This is a genomic window from Pseudomonas sp. BF-R-24, assembly GCF_019947335.1.
Classification (GTDB): Bacteria; Pseudomonadota; Gammaproteobacteria; order Pseudomonadales; family Pseudomonadaceae; genus Aquipseudomonas; species Aquipseudomonas jessenii.
Window position 1 is genome coordinate 18,494 of record NZ_JAGYGG010000026.1, and the last position, 22,860, is coordinate 41,353.

General features: G+C 61.3%; 26 protein-coding genes. 12 read left to right on the plus strand and 14 right to left on the minus strand.

The window, feature by feature from the left end; all coding sequences use genetic code 11:
- Positions 1–61 precede the first annotated feature (61 nt).
- From KGA98_RS19760 to KGA98_RS19800, 9 genes are all read right to left on the minus strand, one after another.
- A complete protein-coding gene (locus tag KGA98_RS19760; RefSeq protein WP_223503287.1) occupies positions 62–1,063 on the minus strand; it encodes a glutathione S-transferase family protein in 1,002 nt (333 codons plus the stop codon).
- A 91-nt stretch (positions 1,064–1,154) separates the two neighbouring features.
- Positions 1,155–2,156, minus strand: coding sequence for a glycosyl transferase family protein (locus KGA98_RS19765; RefSeq protein WP_057714178.1), 1,002 nt, complete (start codon positions 2,154–2,156; stop codon positions 1,155–1,157).
- Positions 2,153–2,488, minus strand: a complete 336-nt coding sequence (locus tag KGA98_RS19770; protein ID WP_057714179.1) for a TusE/DsrC/DsvC family sulfur relay protein — start codon at positions 2,486–2,488, stop codon at positions 2,153–2,155. Before KGA98_RS19770 ends, KGA98_RS19765 begins: the two co-directional genes overlap by 4 nt.
- Positions 2,485–2,778: a sulfurtransferase complex subunit TusB gene (gene tusB / locus KGA98_RS19775; RefSeq protein WP_057714180.1), complete on the minus strand. Its 294-nt coding sequence runs from the start codon at positions 2,776–2,778 to the stop codon at positions 2,485–2,487. Before tusB ends, KGA98_RS19770 begins: the two co-directional genes overlap by 4 nt.
- Positions 2,778–3,140, minus strand: coding sequence for a sulfurtransferase complex subunit TusC (gene tusC / locus KGA98_RS19780; protein WP_223503289.1), 363 nt, complete (start codon positions 3,138–3,140; stop codon positions 2,778–2,780). Before tusC ends, tusB begins: the two co-directional genes overlap by 1 nt.
- Before the next feature lies 1 nt (position 3,141).
- Entirely contained in the window at positions 3,142–3,534 is a 393-nt protein-coding gene (gene tusD / locus KGA98_RS19785) for a sulfurtransferase complex subunit TusD (protein WP_223503361.1), read from the minus strand.
- A 200-nt stretch (positions 3,535–3,734) separates the two neighbouring features.
- Complete coding sequence (locus KGA98_RS19790; RefSeq protein ID WP_090456597.1) at positions 3,735–4,439, minus strand: YoaK family protein; 705 nt, start codon at positions 4,437–4,439, stop codon at positions 3,735–3,737.
- 25 nt (positions 4,440–4,464) lie between these two features.
- The gene (locus KGA98_RS19795; protein WP_102670523.1) at positions 4,465–4,794 is read right to left on the minus strand and encodes a DUF6388 family protein; all 330 of its coding nucleotides are present in this window, start codon (positions 4,792–4,794) and stop codon (positions 4,465–4,467) included.
- Between the two features lie 19 nt (positions 4,795–4,813).
- Positions 4,814–5,062, minus strand: coding sequence for a hypothetical protein (locus KGA98_RS19800; RefSeq protein WP_008015571.1), 249 nt, complete (start codon positions 5,060–5,062; stop codon positions 4,814–4,816).
- A 148-nt stretch (positions 5,063–5,210) separates the two neighbouring features.
- Here KGA98_RS19800 and KGA98_RS19805 point away from each other — a divergent pair, with 148 nt between their 5' ends.
- The gene (locus KGA98_RS19805; protein WP_090456593.1) at positions 5,211–5,561 is read left to right on the plus strand and encodes a hypothetical protein; all 351 of its coding nucleotides are present in this window, start codon (positions 5,211–5,213) and stop codon (positions 5,559–5,561) included.
- Between the two features lie 129 nt (positions 5,562–5,690).
- On the opposite strand, the gene KGA98_RS19810 is transcribed toward KGA98_RS19805, so the two are convergent.
- Entirely contained in the window at positions 5,691–6,116 is a 426-nt protein-coding gene (locus tag KGA98_RS19810; RefSeq protein ID WP_150814740.1) for a GNAT family N-acetyltransferase, read from the minus strand.
- A gap of 147 nt (positions 6,117–6,263) precedes the next feature.
- Between KGA98_RS19810 and KGA98_RS19815 the strand changes: the two genes are divergently transcribed.
- Positions 6,264–6,701, plus strand: a complete 438-nt coding sequence (locus KGA98_RS19815; RefSeq protein WP_223503291.1) for a hemerythrin domain-containing protein — start codon at positions 6,264–6,266, stop codon at positions 6,699–6,701.
- Between the two features lie 66 nt (positions 6,702–6,767).
- On the plus strand, positions 6,768–7,361 hold the full coding sequence (locus tag KGA98_RS19820) for an NUDIX domain-containing protein (RefSeq protein WP_223503293.1): 594 nt from the start codon (positions 6,768–6,770) through the stop codon (positions 7,359–7,361).
- A 168-nt stretch (positions 7,362–7,529) separates the two neighbouring features.
- Here the strand turns inward: KGA98_RS19820 and KGA98_RS19825 are convergent, their stop codons facing one another.
- Positions 7,530–8,045 carry a methylated-DNA--[protein]-cysteine S-methyltransferase gene (locus tag KGA98_RS19825; RefSeq protein ID WP_223503295.1) on the minus strand — a complete coding sequence of 172 codons (516 nt, stop codon included), beginning with the start codon at positions 8,043–8,045 and terminating at the stop codon, positions 7,530–7,532.
- A gap of 136 nt (positions 8,046–8,181) precedes the next feature.
- Between KGA98_RS19825 and ggt the strand changes: the two genes are divergently transcribed.
- Entirely contained in the window at positions 8,182–9,909 is a 1,728-nt protein-coding gene (gene ggt / locus KGA98_RS19830; RefSeq protein ID WP_154947854.1) for a gamma-glutamyltransferase, read from the plus strand.
- Positions 9,910–9,978: 69 nt separating this feature from the next.
- A complete protein-coding gene (locus tag KGA98_RS19835; RefSeq protein ID WP_223503296.1) occupies positions 9,979–10,512 on the plus strand; it encodes a cysteine hydrolase family protein in 534 nt (177 codons plus the stop codon).
- 115 nt (positions 10,513–10,627) lie between these two features.
- On the opposite strand, the gene KGA98_RS19840 is transcribed toward KGA98_RS19835, so the two are convergent.
- Positions 10,628–11,533, minus strand: a complete 906-nt coding sequence (locus KGA98_RS19840; RefSeq protein ID WP_150814734.1) for a LysR family transcriptional regulator — start codon at positions 11,531–11,533, stop codon at positions 10,628–10,630.
- Positions 11,534–11,732: 199 nt separating this feature from the next.
- On the opposite strand from KGA98_RS19840, the gene KGA98_RS19845 reads away from it, so the two are divergent.
- The 7 genes from KGA98_RS19845 (at position 11,733) to KGA98_RS19875 (ending at position 21,218) form a co-directional block, all read left to right on the plus strand.
- A complete protein-coding gene (locus tag KGA98_RS19845) occupies positions 11,733–13,232 on the plus strand; it encodes a purine-cytosine permease family protein (protein ID WP_223503297.1) in 1,500 nt (499 codons plus the stop codon).
- Entirely contained in the window at positions 13,229–14,056 is an 828-nt protein-coding gene (locus tag KGA98_RS19850) for a nitrilase family protein (protein WP_223503299.1), read from the plus strand. The genes KGA98_RS19845 and KGA98_RS19850 overlap by 4 nt, the downstream gene beginning before the upstream one ends.
- Positions 14,057–14,156: 100 nt before the next feature.
- A complete protein-coding gene (locus KGA98_RS19855) occupies positions 14,157–15,179 on the plus strand; it encodes a helix-turn-helix transcriptional regulator (RefSeq protein WP_223503363.1) in 1,023 nt (340 codons plus the stop codon).
- 148 nt (positions 15,180–15,327) lie between these two features.
- Complete coding sequence (locus KGA98_RS19860) at positions 15,328–17,178, plus strand: amidohydrolase (protein WP_263287899.1); 1,851 nt, start codon at positions 15,328–15,330, stop codon at positions 17,176–17,178.
- An 18-nt stretch (positions 17,179–17,196) separates the two neighbouring features.
- Positions 17,197–18,936, plus strand: a complete 1,740-nt coding sequence (locus tag KGA98_RS19865) for an amidohydrolase (protein ID WP_223503302.1) — start codon at positions 17,197–17,199, stop codon at positions 18,934–18,936.
- 107 nt (positions 18,937–19,043) lie between these two features.
- On the plus strand, positions 19,044–19,784 hold the full coding sequence (locus tag KGA98_RS19870; RefSeq protein WP_223503304.1) for a TorF family putative porin: 741 nt from the start codon (positions 19,044–19,046) through the stop codon (positions 19,782–19,784).
- A 45-nt stretch (positions 19,785–19,829) separates the two neighbouring features.
- Positions 19,830–21,218: a purine-cytosine permease family protein gene (locus KGA98_RS19875; RefSeq protein WP_223503306.1), complete on the plus strand. Its 1,389-nt coding sequence runs from the start codon at positions 19,830–19,832 to the stop codon at positions 21,216–21,218.
- A 145-nt stretch (positions 21,219–21,363) separates the two neighbouring features.
- On the opposite strand, the gene KGA98_RS19880 is transcribed toward KGA98_RS19875, so the two are convergent.
- Together KGA98_RS19880 and KGA98_RS19885 are read right to left on the minus strand one after the other, a co-directional pair.
- Positions 21,364–22,083 (minus strand): L,D-transpeptidase, encoded by a 720-nt coding sequence (locus tag KGA98_RS19880; RefSeq protein WP_223503308.1) that lies wholly within the window; start codon positions 22,081–22,083, stop codon positions 21,364–21,366.
- Positions 22,080–22,838 carry a M15 family metallopeptidase gene (locus KGA98_RS19885; RefSeq protein ID WP_223503310.1) on the minus strand — a complete coding sequence of 253 codons (759 nt, stop codon included), beginning with the start codon at positions 22,836–22,838 and terminating at the stop codon, positions 22,080–22,082. Before KGA98_RS19885 ends, KGA98_RS19880 begins: the two co-directional genes overlap by 4 nt.
- Between the last annotated feature and the right edge of the window lie 22 nt (positions 22,839–22,860).

Genomic DNA, 22,860 nt, shown 5'->3' on the forward strand with positions numbered 1-22,860 from the left:
ACACAAATCAATTGTGGGAGCGAGCTTGCTCGCGATGAGGCCTTCAAGTCCTCCAAAAATCTCAAGCCTTGCGCCAAACCCCTTTCCCACTCAACCGCTCCCGATCATGGGGCGCGGTGAAGTCCTGGGCTGGGCCTTTCGGCACCACACCCGTCGGGTTGATGGTGCGGTGGCTGGCGTAGTAGTGATTCTTGATGTGTTCAAAATCCACTGTCTCGGCGATCCCCGGCCACTGGTAAATCTCCCGCAGCCAGTTCGACAGGTTCGGATAATCCGCAATCCGCCGCAGGTTGCACTTGAAGTGCCCGTAGTACACCGCGTCGAAGCGAATCAGCGTGGTGAACAGGCGGATGTCCGCTTCGGTCAGGTACTCGCCCGCCAGATAGCGGTTGGCACCCAGTAGCAGCTCCAGTCGGTCCAGCTCGGCAAACACCTCATCGAAGGCTTGTTCATAAGCCTGTTGCGAGGTAGCAAACCCGGCGCGGTACACGCCATTGTTCACCGCCGGGTAAATCCGCTCGTTCAACGCATCGATTTCTCCCCGCAGCGGCGCCGGGTAGAAGTCCAGGTCGTTACCGGTCAGATCGTCGAAGGCGCCATTGAACATGCGGATGATTTCCGATGATTCATTGTTGACGATGCGCTTTTGCTGTTTGTCCCACAGCACCGGCACGGTGACGCGACCGGTGTAGTCGGCGGTGTCGGCGGTGTAGCGCTGGTGCATGAATTCGAAATGGTCGAGTTTGTCGCCGGTCGACCCCAGGTGCTGGTCGAAGGTCCAGCCGTTTTCCAGCATCAACCAACTGACCACCGAAACGTCGATCAGGTTTTCGAGGCCTTTGAGTTTGCGCAGGATCAGTGTGCGATGGGCCCATGGACAGGCCAGGGACACGTACAGGTGATAGCGCCCGGGCTCAGCCGCGAAACCGCCGACGCCGGTCGGTCCCGGCTTGCCGTCAGCGGTCAACCAGTTGCGACGCTGTGCCTGTTCGCGCTGGAACGCGCCGTCCTTGCTGCTCTCGTACCACTTGTCCTGCCAGCGGCCATCCACTAACAAACCCATGTTCAAGACTCCCGAAACCCATAATCGATGGAGTTGAGTCTATTCCGATGAGTTCGAACAAAAAGCGCAAAGATCGGGCGCGAATGATCGATTAAATCGATTTGTCCCGCGCAGCCCAGTATTTTTCAGCGGTTTCGAAGGCCTGTTCGCGGGTCTGGCCGAGGCCACGCAGGGCCAAGGCCATGGTCGAGATCAGGGCCATTTGCGGGTAGCTGTCGACCACGTCGCCACGCCAGACCGCTTTCAAATGCTCAGGATCAAGCGAGGCAGGTTTGACGTGACGCTGCGCCGACAACTGCGGCCATTCCTCGTCCCAGCTCTCGCCCCCGGTGGTGCCGTACAGGTGACTGTCGGCGTCCGGGTTGATCTCGATCTCGCCGCCATCGCCCTTGATCACAATGGCGGTATCACCGAGCAATCCACTGGCGTCGCGATGCACGGCCTGATAACCCGGGTGGAAAATGCTCTGCAGGCCACAACGGGCGCCCAGTGGGTTGAGGATCCGCGCCAGCGAGTGGATCGGCGAGCGCAGGCCCAGGGTGTTGCGCAGATCGATCATGCGTTGCAGCTGTGGCGCCCAGTCCATCAATGGCATGAAGGCCAGGCCGCCGTTATCCAGCGCCGAACCCACCTGTTGCCAGTTACGGCACAACGGGATGTTCAATTCGCCCAGCAGTTGCTCGCTGTACAAGCGTCCGGCCGTGTGGGCGCCGCCGCCGTGCATGAAAATCCGCACGCCGTTTTGCGCCAGGCACTTGGCCGCCAGCAGATACCACGGCAAGTGCCGCTTCTTGCCGGCATAGGTCGGCCAATCCAGATCCACTGCCATTGCCGGAGGATTCAGGCGTTCGCGCAATGCCTCGGTGAAACCCGCCATCTCCTCGAAGCTTTCTTCCTTGTGCCGCAACAGCATCAGGAAGGCGCCGAGCTGGGTTTCCTCGACCTTTTCATCGAGCACCATGCCCATGGCTTCCCGGGCCTCGACCCGGGTCAGGTCACGGGCGCCGCGCTTGCCTTTGCCAAGGATCCGTACGAACTGGGCGAACGGATGCTCGGCGGGCGTTTCGAGTGTCAGTGCTGGGTAATCGGTCATAAGCAATTCGTCGGTTTGGGCAGGCCCGCCAGTTTCGCGGCGAGTTTGGCGGGAGTGCCTTTGAACAGTCGGTTCAGGTGCAGGCTGTTGCCTTTTTCCGGGCCGAGTTTCAGGGCGGTGTACTTGATCAACGGGCGGGTGGCCGGTGACAGCTGGAATTCGGCGTAGAAACTGCGCAGCAGTTCGAGGACTTCCCAGTGTTCGGGCGTCAACTCGATGTCTTCGGCCGCCGCCAGGGCACTGGCCACATCGGCGGACCAGTCACTCAGTTCGACCAGGAAACCGTCCTTGTCCAGTTCGATGGCGCGGGGGCCGACCGTCAATGCCTTCATAGCCAACTGTTGACCTTGTCGTAGTGAATCGACAGCTCGACGAAGGCCGGGTAATCGATGGCACTGGCCCAGTCTGGAACCGCAAGCGCACGGGCCTGGGCATCTTCGGCCAGCACGAACAGCTTCAGGCCACGTGCGCTGAGCGCAGTGAACGGCGCGGTGCCTGGTTGCAACGCATAGGCGGCATCACCGGACAACAGCAACCCGTCGTTGGCGCCGATCACGCGTAGGCAACTGGTCAGGCGTTCGTCGCCGAACGGGGAATGAGACAACACATGCAAAGTCGACATCAGAGGGTGATCACCTGGTCGTAACGGTCAATGAGGGCGGTGATTTCGTGGGCGGCCAATACCTGGGCTTCTTCCAGCGACAGGCTGCTGGGGTCCAGGCCACGCTGGGTGATGCTGTCGCCACAGGCAAACAGTTCCTCGACACCGAACATCGGCAGGGCTTGCAGGTTGGCGCTCAGGTCTTTCTGTTGCAGGGCCTTGGCGTTCTGACCGGCGGCCAGCTGGAACACGCCGTCATCGAGAAACAACAGGCCGATCGGCAGATCGAAAGCGCCCCCGGCCAGCACGATATCCAGCGCTTCCCGCGCGCCTGGGCCGGACCATGGCGACTGGCGGCTGATGATCAATATGGATTTGGCCATGTCATGCGCCTCCGAAACAGATCAGACGGTCGGCATCCTGCGCGGCGTCATGCAATTGGCCGAGGCCGGACAATTCCCACGGTGCGCCGACGGCTACAGCCTCACGCTGATAGCGCCTGGCTTCTTCCTCGTTCAACACGCCACGACGCAGCGCGGCGGCGATGCACACCACGCCATCGAGTTGATGGTCGCTGACAAAGGCACGCCATTGCTTGGGCAAGTCCGGTTTATCCTGGGGCGTGACCACGCTGGCGGACGCGTTGTAGACGCCGTCCTGATAGAAAAACAGCCGGACAATCTCGTGCCCGCCGGCCAGCGCGGCCTGGGCGAACAGCAGGGCGCGGCGCGAGGAGGGCGCATGGGCGGCGGAAAATACGGCGATGGCGAACTTCATGACGGACTCGATCAGCGAAACTGCCGCCATGATAATGCTTTATCGGCGGGGCGGCTAAAGTGATGTTGTCTGGGTGGGCCTCATCGCGAGCAAGCCCGCTCCCACAAGGGATTTGCGTCGGACACAAAATCAGCAACCACCACAGGTCCACTGTGGGAGCGAGCTTGCTCGCGATGAGGCCCGCCCAGTCAACACCAGACTCAGCGCGGCATATACCCCAACTGCCAACGCCGCGGGATCTTCAACGACAGCACCCCGAGCCCGGCAGCCAGCAGGCCACTGGCAAACAACGCCTTGAGCCCCAGGTGGTGTTCCAGCACGGCACCGAGTACCGCGCCGGCGAACATGCCGGTCCAGGGGATCAACTGCACCCGCCAGCCGCTACGGCGTTCACCGAGCATCCAGCGGCCCAGTCCGCGGCCGAAACGCGACAGGGCACCGGTAACGTAGGTCAGGCCCACCGGCAGGCCATTCACTTCTTCCACCGCGGCGTTGAGCATGCCCATGGCGATGATCGCCGCCAGCAGGGCTGGCAGTTGCTCGTCATACGACCAGGCCGCGGCGGCGCACAGCAGGGCGGCAATGCACAGTAACAAGGGCAGGGTCCGGCGTCTGCCCAGGCGGCTGACGATAATGCCCAGCGCGTTGCCGACGATGAAGGTGGCGATGAGGATCACCAGGCGCAGGGTCAACCCAAGGTCACCAGTACTGATGGCGACCGCCATCCGGGTGGTATTACCGCTCATGAACGAGACGAAGTCGCCGCTGGCCATGAAACCGATGGCGTCGGTCATGCCGGCGAGTACCGAGAGCATGGCCACCAGGCTCAAGCCTATGCGCCCGCGCCATTTCTGTGTGTGCAAATGACCTGGGCTGGCGTGGGTCCTGGCGGTGTTGGGCAGCATCGGCGATGGCCTCCATGAACAGTGTTTACGGTTTTATCCCATTCAACTCGCAATATTCCAGCCAGTCCATGCCGGCCATTTCCGCCACTTCCCGGTGCACCTCAAGGCGCTGCGCTTCGTAGTCCCGGGGCGTGGCGGCAGTTAACTGCAACGTCAGTTCCCAGGCGAACAACTGCTGGCGTTCAGCTTCAGCTTCAAACGCTTCGTGCAGCCGTTCTTCGCGATACTGTGCCGCCGTTTCACCCTTGGCCTGAGCCAACAGCGGGTTGAGGTGGTCGAGTTCTTCGCGCAACTCGGGGCGCGCATCGAGAAACCGCTTCAGTGCCTGCTCATGTTGCTGCTCGGTTGCCGCCATGGTCGCTCCTTGGATGGGATTACGAAGACTGCTTCTTACTGGCCTTGGCCGCTGCCGCCAGGCATTCGAGGGCAAACTGTTCGGTGTAGGTCATCTGGATCGGCGTGGTTTCGCCTTTGACGGTTCTTTCGCCGTCGAGGATGTAACGAATCCGCTTGTCGGTGACGCCGATTCGCTTGGCAATCCAGGAAGGCGTCTGACCGATCTGGCTGATCAGCTTGTCGGCATATTCAGTGCTCGGTTTGTAGAACTCGGCATTAGGTGTCATCAGGGTTCCAGTCATGGGTGCGATGGGGCGTTATTGGCGCGACAGGGTGCGCGAATCGTTGCGCGCTGTCGCGGTATAAATGCAGTAAAGCAGAACGATACGGCCCGCCGGGGTGATAAAGTCCGCTTTTTCCTGATGAGTGAATGCAATGCGAATTCTGATGGTAGCGCTGGCCGTGACGTTGCTGGCCGGATGCGCCGGCTCGGCGATGAACGACGCCCGCACCAAGGCCCCGTACAAGACCCTGAACTCGGAAAAACCGGGAAAAGACGTCGCCCAGTGCGTGCAGTTTTCCTGGCAGGACGAGGCCGTGTTCGGCGTCGATGCCGCTGCCTATCTGCAACCGGGGGAGAAGGGCGGCACGACGGTTTACACCCGTTCGGCGGAGTCTTTCGTCGACGTGACCACCGATGCCTCGGGCACGGTGTTGAGCTACTACGCTCAGAAGGATGATTTCGTGGCCAAGCGCCGGTTGGCGGCGTTGGCGACTTGCCTGTGATTCGAAGGCTTGCGCAGTAACTTGTGGGAGCGGGCTTGCTCGCGAAGACATTAGTGTCAGTCGCTATCAATGTTGGTTGATAGACCGCTTTCGCGAGCAAGCCCGCTCCCACAGTTGTTTTGTGTGTGGTCAGTAATTCAGGCGCTTCTGGAAGAAGAAGTGCTTGTGGCCCGGCGGGTAATCGGCAATGTGGCCGATCTCGCTGTAGCCGCATTTCTTGTAGAACTCCGGCGCCTGGAACTCGAAGGTTTCCAGCCACAGACCGACGCATTCCTTTTCCCGTGCAAGGTCTTCGGCCATCTGCATCAACCGGGTGCCCATGCCTTGTCCCCGGGCCTGTTCCGGCACCGCCAGCAAGTCTATGAACAACCACTGATAGAACAACCGGGCGTAAACGCCGCCGACGATTTCGTCGTTGTCGTCGCGTATCAGCAACGCGATATGTTCCGGTGGCGGGCTTGCAGACTTCGAGGAGTTGTAGGCGCGTAACGGCACGAGGATCGCCTCGCGCTCTTCGGTGCTGGGGTTGTGCTTGCGTTCGATACGCAGGTTCATGGCTATATCCTTATGGCAGTGAAACCGCAGCCTATCCCGGTTGTCGCGATTGTTCCATCCCCGGAAAAGTTGAACCGTGGCCAATGCGCAGCTGTCATTCCTTAAGACGCGTCACTCCAGAACGCAGCTGATGAGGACAACCACCCCGTGAACATTTTTGAAGCCTTGCGTGAAAGCCACGAACGCCAACGGACCTATGCAAAGGCGCTGATCCATACCAGCGGCGATACGCCTGAGCGGGTCGAGGCGTACAAGCAACTCAAGTCTGAATTGCAGGCACACGCCACGGCCGAAGAGCGGCATTTCTACATCCCGTTGATGGAGGTCGACAACGGTATCGACCTCAGCCGTCATGGCATCGCCGAACATCACGAAATGGACGAAATGATGGAGGAACTGGACGACACCGAGATGTCCAGCCCGGCGTGGCTGGTGACCGCGAAGAAACTCTCGGAGAAAGTGCATCATCACCTCGAGGAAGAAGAACAGAAGTTCTTCCAGATGGCTGGCAAGCTGCTCAACGACAAACAGAAAAAGTCATTGGCCGGACAATACGAGAAGGAGTACAAGGCGCAGCTTGCTTGAGGGGGCAAAGGCTGTGCGTTTTCACTTAACATGTGGACCCTCAGACAAATCACAGGACGCGTTGTCATGTCGAACACAGCCGAGCGGGTCAATATCCTTGAGTCTCAGGTGTTGTCCCACGACTGGTACCTGCTCAAGAAAATCACCTTCGATTACCAACGCAACAACGGCGAGTGGCAACGCCAGGTCCGGGAGGTCTACGACCGTGGCAATGGCGCGGCGATTCTCCTGTACAACCGCGAAAAGAAAACCGTGGTACTGACCCGGCAATTTCGCCTGCCGGTATTCGTCAACGGTCACGATGGGCTGTTGATCGAAGTGGCGGCGGGGCTGCTGGAAGGCGCGGCACCTGAAGACCGCATCCGCGATGAAGCGGAGGAGGAAACGGGTTACCGCGTGCACAATGTGCAGAAGGTGTTCGAGGCGTACATGAGCCCCGGTTCGGTGACGGAAAAACTGCACTTTTTCATTGCCGAATACGACGCGAAGTCGAAAGTCAGTGACGGTGGCGGACTGGAGGCGGAAACCGAAGAGCTGGAAGTGCTGGAGTGGACGTTCGAGGACGCGCTCGAAGCGTTTTACCGTGGCGAAATCTGCGATGCCAAGACCATCATGCTGTTGCAGTATGCGGCGATGAAAAACCTCTTCGCCCCAACCTGACCCTGTGGCGGAAGGGCTTTTTTGGCGAGGGGGCTTGCCCCCGTTCGGCTGCGAAGCAGTCGTCATCGCGGAGCGTGCGAACGTCCAGAATAAAAGTACAAATGCTTTTGGGACCGCTGCGCAGTCCAACGGGGGCAAGCCCCCTCGCCACAAAGATGCAGTGCGTCCCTAAAACAAATCATCCATGCGACTGGCGCCTGACCACTCGCAGCCCTCCAGGGTCAGCAACAACGCCTTCGCCTCAAGCCCACCGGCAAACCCGGTGAGCTTGCCCGACGCGCCAACCACCCGATGACAGGGCGCCACGATCGAAATCGGGTTCTTGCCATTCGCCGCACCCACCGCCCTGACCGCTGCCGGGTTACCGATCTGTTCGGCGATCTGGCTGTAGCTGCGCGTCTCGCCGAACGGGATGGTCAGCAGCGCCGCCCAGACCTTCTTCTGAAATTCCGTGCCGGCAAAATCCAGATCCAGTTCGAAGCGATCGCGGGTGCCGGAAAAATATTCGCGTAGCTGCGCAGCCGTGCGCATCAGGATCGGATTGTCCGGCGCTTCGCTCATCGGTCCCAGGCGCACCCGCCCGGGTTTGTCGTTTTCCCAGAGGATGGCCGCCAGTCGTGAGCCGTTCGCGACCAGCTTCAACTGGCCCACGGGGGAAGCCACGGTGGTGCAGGTATAGGTCATGCAAGGGCTCGCGCAAAATTGCTGAACAGGCGTTAAGGATACTGCCTCGGCGGGGAGGCGCAATACGTAATCCCGACCATACTTGGCTACTGCTTTCGAAACGTTCCCCTGTTTAATAACAAGAAGAGACCGACTCATGAAGTACGAACCTTTTGCCAAATCGCTGATTGCGACCTCCTTGGCGCTCAGCTGCCTGACCGCCCATGCCGCCTCCGTGGCCCCGGCTACCGGGGAAAACGGCATGGTGGTCACGGCCCAGCACCTGGCCAGCCATGTGGGCGTGGATGTGCTCAAGAACGGCGGCAATGCCGTGGATGCGGCGGTCGCGGTCGGCTATGCGCTGGCAGTGGTGTACCCCGCGGCAGGCAACCTCGGCGGCGGTGGTTTCATGACCATTCAACTGGCGGACGGGCGCAAGACCTTCCTCGACTTCCGTGAAAAAGCCCCTCTCGCCGCAACCGCCAACATGTACCTGGACAAGGAGGGTAATGTCGTCCCCGATCTGAGTACCCGTGGCCACCTGGCCGTGGGTGTGCCGGGCACGGTATCGGGCATGGAACTGGCGCTGTCCAAGTACGGCACCAAGCCGCGCAAGGAAATCATCGCCCCGGCCATCAAACTGGCCGAAGACGGTTTCGTGCTGGAGCAGGGGGATGTCGATCTGCTGGACTACGCCACCGACATGTTCAAGAAGGACATCAAGGATTCCGGCTCGATCTTCTTGAGCAACGGCGAGCCGATGCAGGTCGGCCAGAAACTGGTGCAAAAGGACCTGAGCAAGACCTTGCGGGAGATCTCCGACAAAGGCGCCGACGGTTTCTATAAAGGCTGGGTGGCCGATGCCATCGTCACCTCCAGCCAGGCCAACAAGGGCATTATCACCCAGGCCGACCTCGACAAATACAAGACCCGTGAACTGGCGCCCATCGAGTGCGACTACCGTGGTTACCACGTGGTTTCCGCACCGCCACCGAGCTCCGGCGGCGTGGTGATCTGCGAGATCATGAACATCCTCGAAGGCTACCCGATGAAGGAACTGGGCTACCACTCGGCCCAGGGCATGCACTATCAGATCGAGGCGATGCGCCACGCCTATGTGGATCGCAACAGCTACCTGGGCGACCCGGATTTCGTGAAGAACCCGATTGCCCACCTGCTGGATAAAAACTACGCGACCAAGCTGCGCGAGGCGATCAAACCACAAAAAGCAGCGGTGTCCAGTGAACTCAAGCCCGGCGTAGCGCCCCATGAAGGCAGCAACACCACCCATTACTCCATCGTCGACAAGTGGGGCAACGCAGTGTCGGTGACCTACACCCTCAACGATTGGTTCGGAGCCGGCGTGATGGCGAGCAAGACCGGGGTCATCCTCAACGATGAAATGGACGACTTCACCTCGAAGATCGGCGTACCGAACATGTACGGCCTGGTGCAGGGCGAGGCCAACGCCATCGCGCCCGGCAAAGCGCCGCTGTCATCCATGAGCCCGACCATCGTCACCAAGGACGGCAAAGTGGTGATGGTGGTCGGCACTCCGGGCGGCAGCCGCATCATCACCGCGACATTGCTGACCATGCTCAACGTGATCGACTACGGCATGAACATCCAGGAGGCGGTGGATGCACCGCGTTTCCACCAGCAGTGGCTGCCGGAGGAAACCAACCTGGAAGCCTTCACCACCAGCCCGGACACGGTGAAAATCCTCGAGAGCTGGGGCCACAAGTTCGCCGGTCCCCAGGATGCCAACCACCTGGCGGCGATCCTGGTCGGCGCGCCATCCCTGGGTGGCAAACCGGTAGGCAATAACCGTTTCTACGGGGCGAACGACCCACGGCGTAACACCGGGTTGTCTCTGGGTTATTGAGGGTTGTGTCCGGAGGGGGACGGGCTTATGTTCGTCCCCTGATCCCTCGACATATCAAGGAAGGAAATCATGACCACTGCGTTGTTAATCATCGACGTCCAACAGGCTTTGTGTTCCGGGGAGTACGAGTGCTTCGAGATTGGACGGGTCATCGACACCATCAATGACCTGTCTGCCCGGGCGCGCAAGGCCGGCGTTCCGGTGGTGCTGATCCAGCATGAAGAAGAGGATGGTCTGTTGAAACACGGTGTCCCGGGCTGGCAATTGGCCGAAGGGCTGCAAACATCGCCCGAAGATCATCGCGTACGCAAAACCACTGGTGATTCGTTCTATCAGACCAACCTGCAACGGTTGTTGCCGGTAGAAGACTTCGAAAGGCTGGTCATCAGCGGCCTGCAAACCGATTACTGCGTGAATGCAACCCTGCGTCAGGCGCATCAATTGGGCTATGACGTGGTGTTGGCCGCCGACGCGCACTCCACCGTCGACAATGGCAATGTCACTGCCGAGGACATCATTGCCCAACACAACAAGGATTGGGCAGATCTGAGCGGCTCGGTGGCCCGGATCGATGTGGTCCCGGCTGCTGAAATCCGCTTCTGATAACACCATTGCGCCCCCCTTGTAGGAGCGAGCCGGCTCGCGATGGACGTTAACGATAACGCGGGGGGCCAGATACCCAGCGGTGCCCGGAAGTCCATCGCGAGCCGGCTCGCTCCTACAAGGGTGAACCGAAAATCTCGATCAGCTCGTTCAGGAACGCACTCACCAGATCCCGCTGCCGCGCCGAATGCCGCACCGCCGCATGAAAGCTCACCTCATAGCGCAGCAGATCCGGGTTCAGCGGGTGCAACTGCCCCAGCTGTTCATGCCGGGTCGCGTAGTGCTGCGGCAGAAACCCCAGGTGCTGGCCGGACAGAATCAGCAGGGCCGCGCCGTCCATGCTGTCGGTGAGCACGGTCAGGCGTTCGATGGAGGTGGGGGCCGGCATTTCCGGTAGCGGATGGCTCGGCCAGACCCAGTCAAACCCGCTGACATCTTCCCGGGTCAGCGCGCCAACCTGGTCGAACAGTGGATGCGAGGGCGCGCAGTAGGCAATCTGGGTTTCCGGGAACAGCGGGAAATAATCGATGCTGGGCAAACGGTGCCAGAAGTAACCGATGGCCAGGTCGATATGGCCATTGATGATTTTTTCTTCCAGCAGCGACGACGACAGCTCGGTGAAGTGGAAGTACAGCCCCTCGTGCCGCGCCCGCAAACGGGCAATGGCCTGGCCGATTTTCCTGTTCGCCACCGGGTCGATTTGCCCTAGCAAACCGATGTTGATGCTGCCCGAGACTTTGCGGTTGATGTGTTGCACTTCCACCCGGAAACCCTCGGCCGCCGCCAGCAGGCGTCGGGCCGCCTCGATGAATTGAGTACCTTTGGGCGTCACGGAAAACCCGCCGCGCCCACGCTCGCACAGGCGGAAACCGACCCGCGCTTCCAGCGTTGCCAGTTGCGCGCTGATCGTGGGTTGCGTGGTGTTGAGAGCGGTTTGTGCCGCCGAGATGCCGCCCGCTTCGACGACGGTCAGAAATACCCGGATCAGACGCAGATCCAGCTCCGTTACAGTTCCCAGCATGGGGGCTCCCGATTCTCGCTTACATAGATGCTGATCTATGTGAACAGTGTGCCTGCGATATTTTACTGCCAGAACTCACGCCCTACATTGCCGTGAAACCAGCGTCATCGTCAGCTTTTTCTGGAGTTTCACCTGAACTGGACGTCGTAGCGAGCGCTGTACCCACAAAAACAACAAACAACAGCATAGGAACAATCGTATGTCAGGTTCCCCAGTGTCTGCGCACGCCACCGAGGCGAGCGGCGGGTTGGCCATCGAAGGCCACTCCATCGATTACATTCCGGAAAACGAACGTCACGCCAAACTCAGCAGCCAGGGCCCATTCTGGTTCCTCGGCAATTTCCACTTCTTCACCATCTCCATCGGCTTTGTCGGCCCGAGCCTCGGCTTGTCGGCGCTGTGGACCATGCTCGCCGGTGCCCTGGGCATCATGTTCGGCACCATTTTCATGGCGTTCCACGGCTCCCAGGGCCCGGAAATGGGCCTGCCGCAGATGATCCAGTCCCGTGCGCAGTTCGGTTATCGCGGGGTGATCCTGGCGTTGATGGCGACGATGTTTGTGTTCGTCGGTTTCAACGTGGTGAACATCTCGCTGATCATGAACGGCCTTGAACATGTGTTCGGCATCGACCCGACCATCGTCGCCGTGGCCGTGGTGCTGATCGGCGCGCTGTTGTCGATCTACGGCCACGACCTGATGCACAAGGCCTTCAAGTGGGCCTTGCTGGCGACCTTGCCGCTGTACGCACTGGTGACCATCGCCCTGATGTTCGGTGCCGGTCAGGAAGGCGTCACGCCGGCGACCGATCTGGGCTTCAACTGGGTGGCCTTCGCCACGTTGTTCGCCATCGGTGCCAGCTACAACATTTCCTATGCGCCCTACGTGTCCGACTATTCCCGTTACCTGCCGAAAAACACCAGCCGGACGAAACTGATTGCGGCGGTGTTCATCGGCGCCTCGTTGTCGGGCAGCTGGATGATCGGCCTCGGTGCCTGGCTGGCGCAGCAATTGAAAGCGGCGGATGCGCTGGTGGCGTTGAATCAGGTCGGCTCGTCGATGATTCCGGGGCTGGGCAATCTGCTGGTGATCGTTTCGGTGGCGGGTTTCCTGCCGATCATCGCGCTCAACACCTACAGCGCCATGCTGACGCTGCTGACCGGCGTCGACTCGATCAAAAAAATCACCCCGACACCCCGCGCCCGTGTGCTGTCGATCAGTGTGATCAGCGTCATCCTGTTGACCTGCGTGCTGTCGATCAAAGGTGACGGCATCGCTCTGCTGAACACCTTCCTGGTGTTGCTGCTGTACTTCCTCGTGCCGTGGACCGCCGTCAACCTGGTGGACTACTTCTTCGTGCGCAAGGGCCGTTATGCGATCCCGCATTTCTTCACGCCAAAAGGCATCTACGGCGCCTGGCAATTTCGCGGCATCGTTTCGTACCTGATCGGCTTCGCCGCGATGGTGCCGTTCTTCTACATCTTCAACGCAGCGGCCAACAAGGAAGTGTTCGTTGGTCCGCTGGCGCGGATGCTTGAAGGCGTGGACATCGCCTGGCTGGTGGGGCTTGTGGTGTCGGGGCTGACCTACTACCTGCTCAGTCGCTCGATTGATCTGGCCGCCGAACGCCGGGTGATCGACGCGCTGAGCGAAAGCGACATCGTCGCCATGACCCATTCATCTGCGGAGACAGTGCGTTGAACAACGCTAAAAACACAGTGGTCGCCTGCTGCCAACTGGCACCGAAAATAGGCGACCTGGCCTACAACCGCACGCTCACCGAACGCGCGATTCGCCAGGCAGCCTTTCAGGGCGCGCAAGTCGTCGTGCTGCCCGAACTGGTGCAGAGCGGCTATCTGTTTGCCGACCGCTTTGAGGCGCTGGGCCTGGCGGAAACCGTTGATGGTCCGACCTTGCAACTGTGGCAGGCCCTGGCCCGTGAGCTGAACCTGGTGATCGTCGGCGGCTTCTGCGAGCGCCTGCCCGCTGATGAATTGGCCAACAGCGCGGCGATGATCGACGCCAACGGCCTGCGCGCGGTGTACCGCAAGGCGCATCTGTGGGATGCAGAGAAGGACATCTTCACGGCCGGCGATGCGCCACCGCCGGTGGTCGAAACGCTGCATGGACGGCTCGGCATGCTGATTTGCTACGACCTGGAATTCCCCGAGTGGGTGCGTCTTCCGGCGCTGGCCGGGGCCGAACTGTTGTGCGCGCCGGTCAATTGGCCCGACGGTCCGCGGCCGCCAACCGAGCGCCCGGCCGAAGTGCTGCGGGTGCAGGCCAATGCCTCGGTCAACCGCATGTTCATCGCCGCCTGTGATCGCTATGGCCATGAGCGTGGAGTCGGTTGGGTCCAGGGCTCGGTCATCGTCGATGCCGACGGCTACCCGTTGGCCGGGCCGGCGGAGCAGGGTGGCGAGCAGATGTTGCTGGCCACGCTGAACCTCGCCGAGGCGCGCAACAAGCGCATCAGTGCGCGCAATGACCTGCATCGGGACCGGCGGCCGCAGTTGTACGGCTGAGCGGTTGTTGTAACTGCTGATGTCACGGCGAACTGGACGCCATTCCCGGCGCTATGGCATCGTCCCGGCAACAGACCATGCAGTGAACGGGATCGCCATGATGGAGGAGGGGAACAAGGTCGGCGACGACGGGGCGTTGGCCACGCTGAAGGCGTTCAATCATTGCGTATTGCACCTGGGGCGGCTGGCGCGGGAGAGCGGGGCGTCGCGGTTCATCGCCGATGGCCTGCAGGCATTCGGTCAGCTGGTGCCCTTCGCATCTGCCTGGTGGGGCGAAATGTCTGCACCAGGTCCTGAGGTGCCCATGCAAAGCTGGATGCATGGCAGCATCAATCTTCCTGAATCCTTTGCCGCCGAATGGCATCCGGTGGCGGCCAACGATCAATTCTCCTACGCCACGCTCAATCGTCCCGGTGAGGTGGTATGCGACACGGGTTTCAACGACCCTTGCGAGGCGGTCAATGATTTCGCCCGGCGCTTCGATCTCTATCACTTGATGAGCATCACCTACGAATTGCCCGAAAGCGGCCTGATGTTTTTCGTCTGCCTCTACCGGGGGCAGGATGAACAGGCGTTCGAGGAGAACGAAGCCGAGCTGTTTTCGGCGTTCTGCGATCACCTGTTCCAGCTGTGGCGGTTTCAGGTGCAGGACATGATTCGCTTCGACAGCGAAAACGGCGCGAGTGATTTTGGCGTCGCGCGCATGGACGGCAGTCTGCTCTATGTGGGGGCCAGGTTGTGCGTCGCCATCCAGCGCGAACTGCCCGGCTGGAGCGGTTCCACGCTGCCACCGGAGGTGATCGCGCAATTGTCCAAAGCCCCCTGCGTGATCCGTCTGGGCCGCTGCGCCCTGACCCTGAGCCCCAACGCCGAACACGTCATCCTGTCCCTCGAAGCACCGTCGGGCGGGGACGGCCTGGCACCTCGGGAGCGCACGGCGGCGATGCTGTTCGCCGCGGGCCACTCCTACAAGGAAATCGCCAGAATGCTCGCCTTGAGCCCGTCGACCGTGCGCACCTACCTGCGCAATTGCTACTTGCAACTCGGTGTGAAAAGCAAGGTGGAGCTGGGCTCCGTCCTGCGTTCGCCGGGCGCGCTGGCGGAGTCCGTGCGCCGGGACTGATCCCCGCCGTTTCAATTATTTGCCTGACCCCTCCTCATTTGCAGAGGTCCATTCGCGCGCCGCGCCCTATAGGGTAGGTCCTGTCTATACAAGGGCTTGCGCAGTCGCTTCGGGCCGCTTCAAAACAATAAGAACAGGGGTGAGGCATTTGAGACTTTCCAGGTTGTTCATCGCCGTTGCATCGACAACGGCGTTTTCCTGCGTGGCGTTGGGCGCGACGCCCGCCGACACGGTCATGCGCAATGGCTACGTCTACACCGTCGATGGCCAGAATTCCGTGCAGCAGGCCATCGCCATTTCAGGTGGCAAGATCGTCTACGTCGGCAGCGATGCCGGGGTCGACGGCTACATCGGCAAGCAGACACAACTGATCGACCTGGCCGGACGCATGCTGATGCCGGGCTTCGTCGATGCACACATGCACCCCGGGGATGGTGGTCGCGCCATGATCTTGTGCGACCTGAAATACCAGACCATGACCCGCGCGCAGTTTCAGGCAAGCATCCAGGCCTGCCTCGATGCCGAAAAGGACAAGGGCCCGGACGTCTGGCTGGAAGTAGGCAGCTGGGACCGCATGGGCATGACCGGGCTCGACGGCGACGCCGACAAATCGACCCTGGACGCGCTCAAGACCCAGCGTCCGATCCAGGTGCGCTCCACCGACTTCCACACCGTGCTGACCAACTCCCGCGGCCTGGAACTGGCCGGGATCAACAAGAACACCGCCGACCCCGAAGACGGCAAATACCGACGCGACAGCGCCGGCAACCCGAACGGTATTTGTGAAGACGGCGCCGCTGAATCGTTGGCCGCCGTGGTGCCGCCGGCGACCGACACGGAAAAACTCAATCAGATGCGAGCGGCCCTCGACGCCATGCGCCAGCAAGGCATCACCAGTTTCTTCGATGCGCTGGCAGGGCCGGAAAACGGCAAGGCCTTCACCCGCCTGCAACAGTCCGGCGAGCTGACCGCCCGGGCCTTGCTGGCGATCAAGCTGGACCCGGCCGCCGCGGCCGCCGACCCGGTGAAAACCATCGCCGAGGCCAAGGCCCTGGCCAGCACCTACGACCAGGGCGACGTGAAGGTCGCGCCGGGCGTGAGCATGCGCCACGTCAAACTGTTCATGGACGGCATCATCAATGCCCCGGCGGACACCGGCGCCATGTTGACCCCGTACCTGCACAACAGCGGCACCGACAAGGCACCGAAGTGGACGCCGGGCAAGAACCTGGGCGAGCTGTACTTCCCGCCGCAGGTGCTCAATCCGCTGGTGCTGCAAGCGGTCAAGGCCGGTCTCGATCCGCACCTGCACGCCACCGGCGAGCGTGCGGTGCGCGATGCACTGGACAGCGTCGCCTACGTGCGCAAGGAACTGCCCGGTCAAGACTTCCGCCCGGCCATCGCTCACGCCGAGTCAGTCGACCCTGCCGACTACGCACGCTTCAAGGCACTGGACGTCACCGCCACCATGTCGTTCCAGTGGGCACAGCAGGCACCGTCCACGGTCGACGGTACCAGCGATCACCTCGGTGCCGAGCGATTCGAGCGCATGGAGCCTTCCGGCAGCATCGCCCATGCCGGCGGCCGAGTGGCCTTTGGCAGCGATTGGCCGGTCGATCCGCTGGATGAATTCCTGGCGCTGAAAGTCGGTGTCACCCGTTCCGGCGATCCGACCAATCCGCACAGCTATGGGCCCAAGTATGCCGGGCGACTCAACGCCGATCCGGCGCTGTCGCGAGCCGAGGTGCTGCGCAGCATCACCCTCAGTTCCGCCGAACAACTGAAGCTGGACGCGGTGCTGGGCTCGGTCGAAGTCGGCAAGTTCGCTGACCTGATCGTGCTCGACAAGAACTTCATGCAGGTGCCCGAGGAGGAGCTGGGCCGTAATGACGTGCTGCTGACGCTGGTCGGCGGCAAGGTCGTGTGGGCCAAGGCGCCGTTCCTGGGACTGGCGCCACAGGTTGTTTCCCAAGTTGTCACTTCTCGATCCGTCCAATAAAAACTAGAGAGCGTTCCGATGCGATTTATTCCAAACCTGTTGGCCGCCGCGCTGGCCTTGTCGTCGGTGCAGGCGATGGCCGCCGCTGACCTGGTGTTGTTCAACGGCAAGGTCTTTACCGCCGAACCCGGCCAGGCGCTGGTGCAGGCTGTTGCGGTGCAAGACGGCAAGATTCTGAAAGTGGGCAGCGATGCCGAAATCAATGCCCTGGCCGATACCAAGACCCAGCGCATCGACTTGGCGGGCAAAGTGTTGATGCCGGGCATGATCGACACCCACAGCCACCCGGTGGTGGGCGCTTTCGACAGCATGAAAGCCAACCTGCTGGACGAGGTCAAACCCTTGCCGGAACTGGAGCAATGGTTGATCGAGGAAGACAAGGCTGGACGCGCACGCGCCGGTGATGTGATCAGCGTGGCCGGGGTCAGTTCGGCTTACTGGGAGAAAAGCCGTGAACTGGGCAAGGTGTTCAACCAGGGACGCTGGGCGGATCAACCGATTGTCTTCAGTGGCATCGACGGGCACACCGGTTGGGCCAACAACGCGATGCTCAAACGCCTGGACATCGACGCGGCGCTGGTCAAGAGCCTGCCGGAAAAGGAACGCGGTTACATCGGCCATGAAGCGGACTTCACTCCTAACGGCTACTTTGCCGAATCCCGCTGGGACGTGGTGCGCAACGGGATTCCGGCGCCCAGCCCGGAGGCCATGCTCAAGGCCGCTCGCGAGGCGGTGAAGATCAACAATCAATTCGGCGTCACCGCCTGGATGGACGCGGCGGCGAACGGCGGCAGTGAAGATTCGCTGTTCGATTTCCATGCCACCGCCGAAAGTGTCGGCGTGCTGCCGCTGTACAAGGAACTGGCGCAGAACGGCGAACTCAGTGCCCACGTCGCCGCGCTGATGGTCACCAATCCGAAGAGCAAACCTGCCGACCTGGAGGTGATCGCCACGGTAATGAAACAGTTCGAGGGCGTGCCTAACCTGACGTTCCCCGGCGTCAAGGTGTTTGTCGACGGCATTCTCGAATTCCCGGGGCAAACAGCGGCGGTCGTCGTGCCGTACAAGAACAGCCACAAGGACGGTCAGCTGCTGACCGACCCGGCGCACTTTGGCGAACTGGTGGTGGCAGCGGAAAAACGCGGCTGGATCGTGCACATGCATGCCGTCGGCGACCGCGCGGTGCGTGAAGCGCTCAATGGCGTGGCGTATGCGCGCAAACTCAGCCCGACACCCGTGCCCCACAGCATCGCGCACCTGCAACTGGTCAACCCCAAGGAGTTTGCGCGCTTCAAGCAACTGGGCGTGATTGCCTCGATGCAACTGCTGTGGGCCACCGGCGAGTCCTACACCGTCGAACTGGTCAAACCTTACATCAGCGCCTTTGCCTACGGTTACCAGTATCCCGCGCGGTCCTTGCATAACGCCGGCGCGACGATTGCCGGTGGCAGCGACTGGCCGGTGTCGAGCGCCAATCCGTTCAACGCCATTGCCCAGGCCAGCACGCGCAAGGGGCCGTTGGGTGTACTCAATGCCAAGGAAAGCATCGACCGCCAGACCATGTTCTACGCCTACACCATCAACGCGGCGAAAACCCTGCGCCTGGATCAGCAGATCGGTTCGCTGGTTCCGGGCAAGCAGGCCGACCTGATCATCCTCGACCGTGACGTGTTCAAGGTCAGCGATGACGAACTGTTCGAAACCAAAGTCCTGAACACCTTCTTCGCCGGCAAGCAGGTCTACGCCCCCGCGTCCTGACCTGCGTACACCCAGCACACGCAAAAAACCGCCAGCCCCTCGTAGCGCGAGGGGCCTGGCATCGCCATGCCTGAAATTCCCGTACGCCATAACAACAAGAGAACTGTATGAACGCACTTTCAGCATTGACCCTCGCGACACTGGCATTGATCCCCCTGAGCAGCCAGGCCCTGACCCTCAACGATGATTTCAGCCTGGCCATGACCCTGGGCGTCGTCAGCGACTACCGTACCCGGGGCATCTCGCAAACCTTGGGCGATCCGGCAGTGCAGGGCGGCGCAACGCTGTTGCACAGCAGCGGCCTGTACATCGGAGCCTGGACCTCCAACGTCGATTTCGGCGGCGGCTTCGATACCCGCCAGGAGCTTGAGTACTACGCCGGTTATTACTGGCAGGCGACGGATGCCATCAGCCTGGATCTGGGCTACATCAAGTACGACTACCCGAAAAATTCCGACTTCAACCTCAGCGAGGTCTACGCCGTCCTCGACCTGTACGGCGTGAAGCTGGGTGCCTATTACTCCAAGGACACGCCGAACTTCTTCGGCGAGGACCAGGACACCCTTTACACCTACCTGGGCTACAAAATCGATTTGCCGGCCGAAGTCGGCCTGGACCTGCGCTTTGGGCGCAACGATGTGAATGACCCCGCGTTCTGGTCCGCCAATGGCGATAGCCGTGAGTCTTACTACGAGTGGGAAGCCAAGCTGACCCGCGACTTCGTCGGTGTCACCTGGGGCCTGAGCTATATCGACACGGACTTGTCGAAAAGCGAGTGCGCCAGTTGGTACGGCTATGACGACCTGTGCTCGGCCACGGTCGTTGCCAGTGCCACCAAGACCTTCTAAGTTCAGCCCCGACAACAAAAACAGTTCCTCAAAGGAAACACCCTCATGAGTGCGCAACGCAGTCCCCTGATCGAGACCCGCTCGATCGATTTCATTCCCGAGGCTGAGCGACACGGCAGCCTCTATAGCCAGTTCACCCTGTGGCTCGGCGCCAACCTGCAGATCACCGCCATCGTCACCGGCGCCCTGGCCGTGGTGCTGGGCGGCGATGTGTTCTGGTCGCTGATCGGCCTGTTGATCGGGCAAGTGTTGGGCGGTGCCGTGGTGGCGCTGCACGCGGCGCAGGGGCCGAAGCTCGGGCTGCCGCAGATGATCTCCAGCCGAGTGCAGTTCGGGGTGTATGGCGCGGCGATCCCGATTGTCCTGGTATGCCTGATGTACCTGGGGTTCAGCGCCACCGGCGCGGTGCTGTCGGGGCAGGCGATCGCGCAGTTGATCAGTGTCAGCGACAGCACCGGCATCCTGATTTTCGCGGCGAGCATCGCGTTCCTGACGATCTTCGGTTATCGGGTGATTCACCTGGTCGGGCGGGTGGCCAGCGTGCTGGGCATCATCGCGTTCGCCTACCTGTTCACCCGGTTGATGACCCTCAACGACATCGGCCTGCTGCTCGACAACCGGCATTTCGGCTGGAGCACTTTCCTGCTGGCGGTTTCGCTCTCGGCATCCTGGCAGATCGCCTTCGGCCCCTACGTGGCGGACTACTCACGTTACCTGCCGAGCAAGACCTCATCGTGGAAAACCTTCGCCGCCGTGGGCCTCGGCACCGTGCTGGGGGCTCAGACTTCGATGGTGCTGGGGGTGTTCGCCGCCGCACTGGCCGGGGCGAATTTCCGTGGGCACGAAGTGGCGACCATTGTCGGCCTGGGCAGTAGCGGTGTGATCGCGTCCTTGCTGTACCTGAGCATTGTGTTCGGTAAGGTCACAGTGTCCAGCCTCAACGCCTATGGCAGTTTCATGTGCATCGCCACCATCATCAGCGGCTTTCGTCGTCGCCTGGAAATCACCGCCCGCCAGCGCATGCTGTTTGTGCTGCTGATCGTCGCGGCGTCCACCGCGCTGGCATTGCTGGGGCAGTACTCGTTCCTCAACTCGTTCAAGTACTTCATCCTGTTCTTGCTGAAGTTCTTCACCCCCTGGAGCGCGATCAACCTGGTGGATTACTACTTCATCAACAAGGAACGTTACGACATCCCGGCACTGTCCGACCCGGCAGGGCGCTACGGTCGCTGGAACGTGCTGGGGATCAGCGTGTACGTGATCGGCGTATTGATCCAGTTGCCATTTGTCGACACCCATTTCTACTCCGGGCCGATGGTTGCACAACTGGGCGGCGTGGACATCTCCTGGATCGTCGGGCTGCTGGTGCCGGGTGTGATTTATTACGCGCTGGCCAAGCCGTCGATGAGTGGCGTAGTGGTTGAGCGGGGTTAATTCCCGCATTTGTGGCGAGGGGGCTTTTGTGGCGAGGGGGCTTGCCCCCGTTGGACTGCGCAGCAGTCCCTTTTTTGGGTGCACTTCGTGCCCCAACGGGGCGATGCGGCGTTCCGACAAGCCCCCTCGCCACAGGGTTCAGCGTTTACTCGCGTTCGGGAAGCTCCCAGCGCTGGCGCAACTGTTCGTACTGCGCTTCGGGCAGTTGCACCAGCATCGGGGATTTTCCCGGGTCCAGCCAGTTGAACAACCGCGCGATATCCGCCGGGTCCATGGCCGTACAGCCACGGGTCGGCGCCGTGGGGCCGCGCCAGATGTGGAAGAAAATGCATGATCCGGCAGCGGGAGTGGCCAGGGTGTTGTGCCGGATGAAAATGCCCTGGCGATACAAGTCATCGCTGCGGCGCATGCGTTCGGAACTGTTCCAGTCTCTTGCAATGACCGAGCTGTCGACTAGCTCGTTGTAGCGAGCCGACTGGCTGTCGTCCACGCATTCGATGGTCGCTGTCAGCGCCAGGTAGGGCAGGCGGGTATTGGCCGAAGGCTCGTAGCCAAACGCCGTGCCCAGGCTGAACATCCCGGCCGGCGCCTTGCCGTCGCCTTCCTTTTTGATCGGCCCTTCAGGCCGCCCGGGGTTGAGTTGGCCCTTGCCCCAGCCCATGCCATTCTTGCCGAGCACCACTGCAAAGGGCGCTTCGAATTTCTGCAAGGTCTGCCCGTGCCGTTCATAGCGCTGGGCAGTACCCTGGATGTCATCCCAGCCTTTACTGGTGACTACGATCAGTTGGTCACTGCTGTCGAGTCCCTGGGCCATGGCGGCCAGCGGAAAAAACGCCACCAACAGGGTCTTGAAGAGAATGTTCATGGTGCGAGCGGCGTGATGGGGAAGTTCATGACGTCCGGCTTCGGCGGATTCCCGCTGTACGTGAAGTGCCACCACTCGGCCGAATAACCCACAAAGCCTTCCTTGGCCATGGCACTGGTCAGCCGCTGGCGATTGGCCTTGGCCGTGGCGTTGATCAGCGCCGAGTCGGTGTGCGCCCGCTCATCGAAGCAATCGAAACCGGTGCCCATGTCGAGCGCGCCGTCGTGCCAGCGCTCGCCGTAGGGGGCGGTGCAATCCGCCGGTATCGCCGAAGGTGTCCAGGTGTCGGCGGGCAGGGCGTCGGGGCCGGTCAGGGTCAGGTCGACGGTGTTGCCTCGGGAGTGATTGGACACCCGGGCCACATAACCCAGGCGCCAGAAGTCCTGCTTGTCGACCCGTGGATAGAACTCGGTCTTGAGCGGGTCGCCGGGTTCGCTGGCGAAGCGTCCCATGTCCGCCACCGCGCGGGTCGGGCGATAGCAGTCGAATACCTTCAAGCCGTAGCCTTCGGCTTTCAGTGAGTTTTGCACTCGGGCTAACGCCTTCGCCGCGTCCTGCGACAGCAGGCACTCCGCCGCCTGGTAGCCGTCGAGCGGGTGCCCGGTGAAGTTGTGCGCGCTGGCGTAGCGGATGTCCTGCGCGATGCCCGGGTCGACGCTGCGCACATACACCATGTGCCCGGGTTTCGACTCGTCGGCCATGCATGGCGTGGCAAGGCTCAGGCACAGCAACAACAGACAGGGTGAACGCGACATCGGAAACGGCTCCATGCATGAC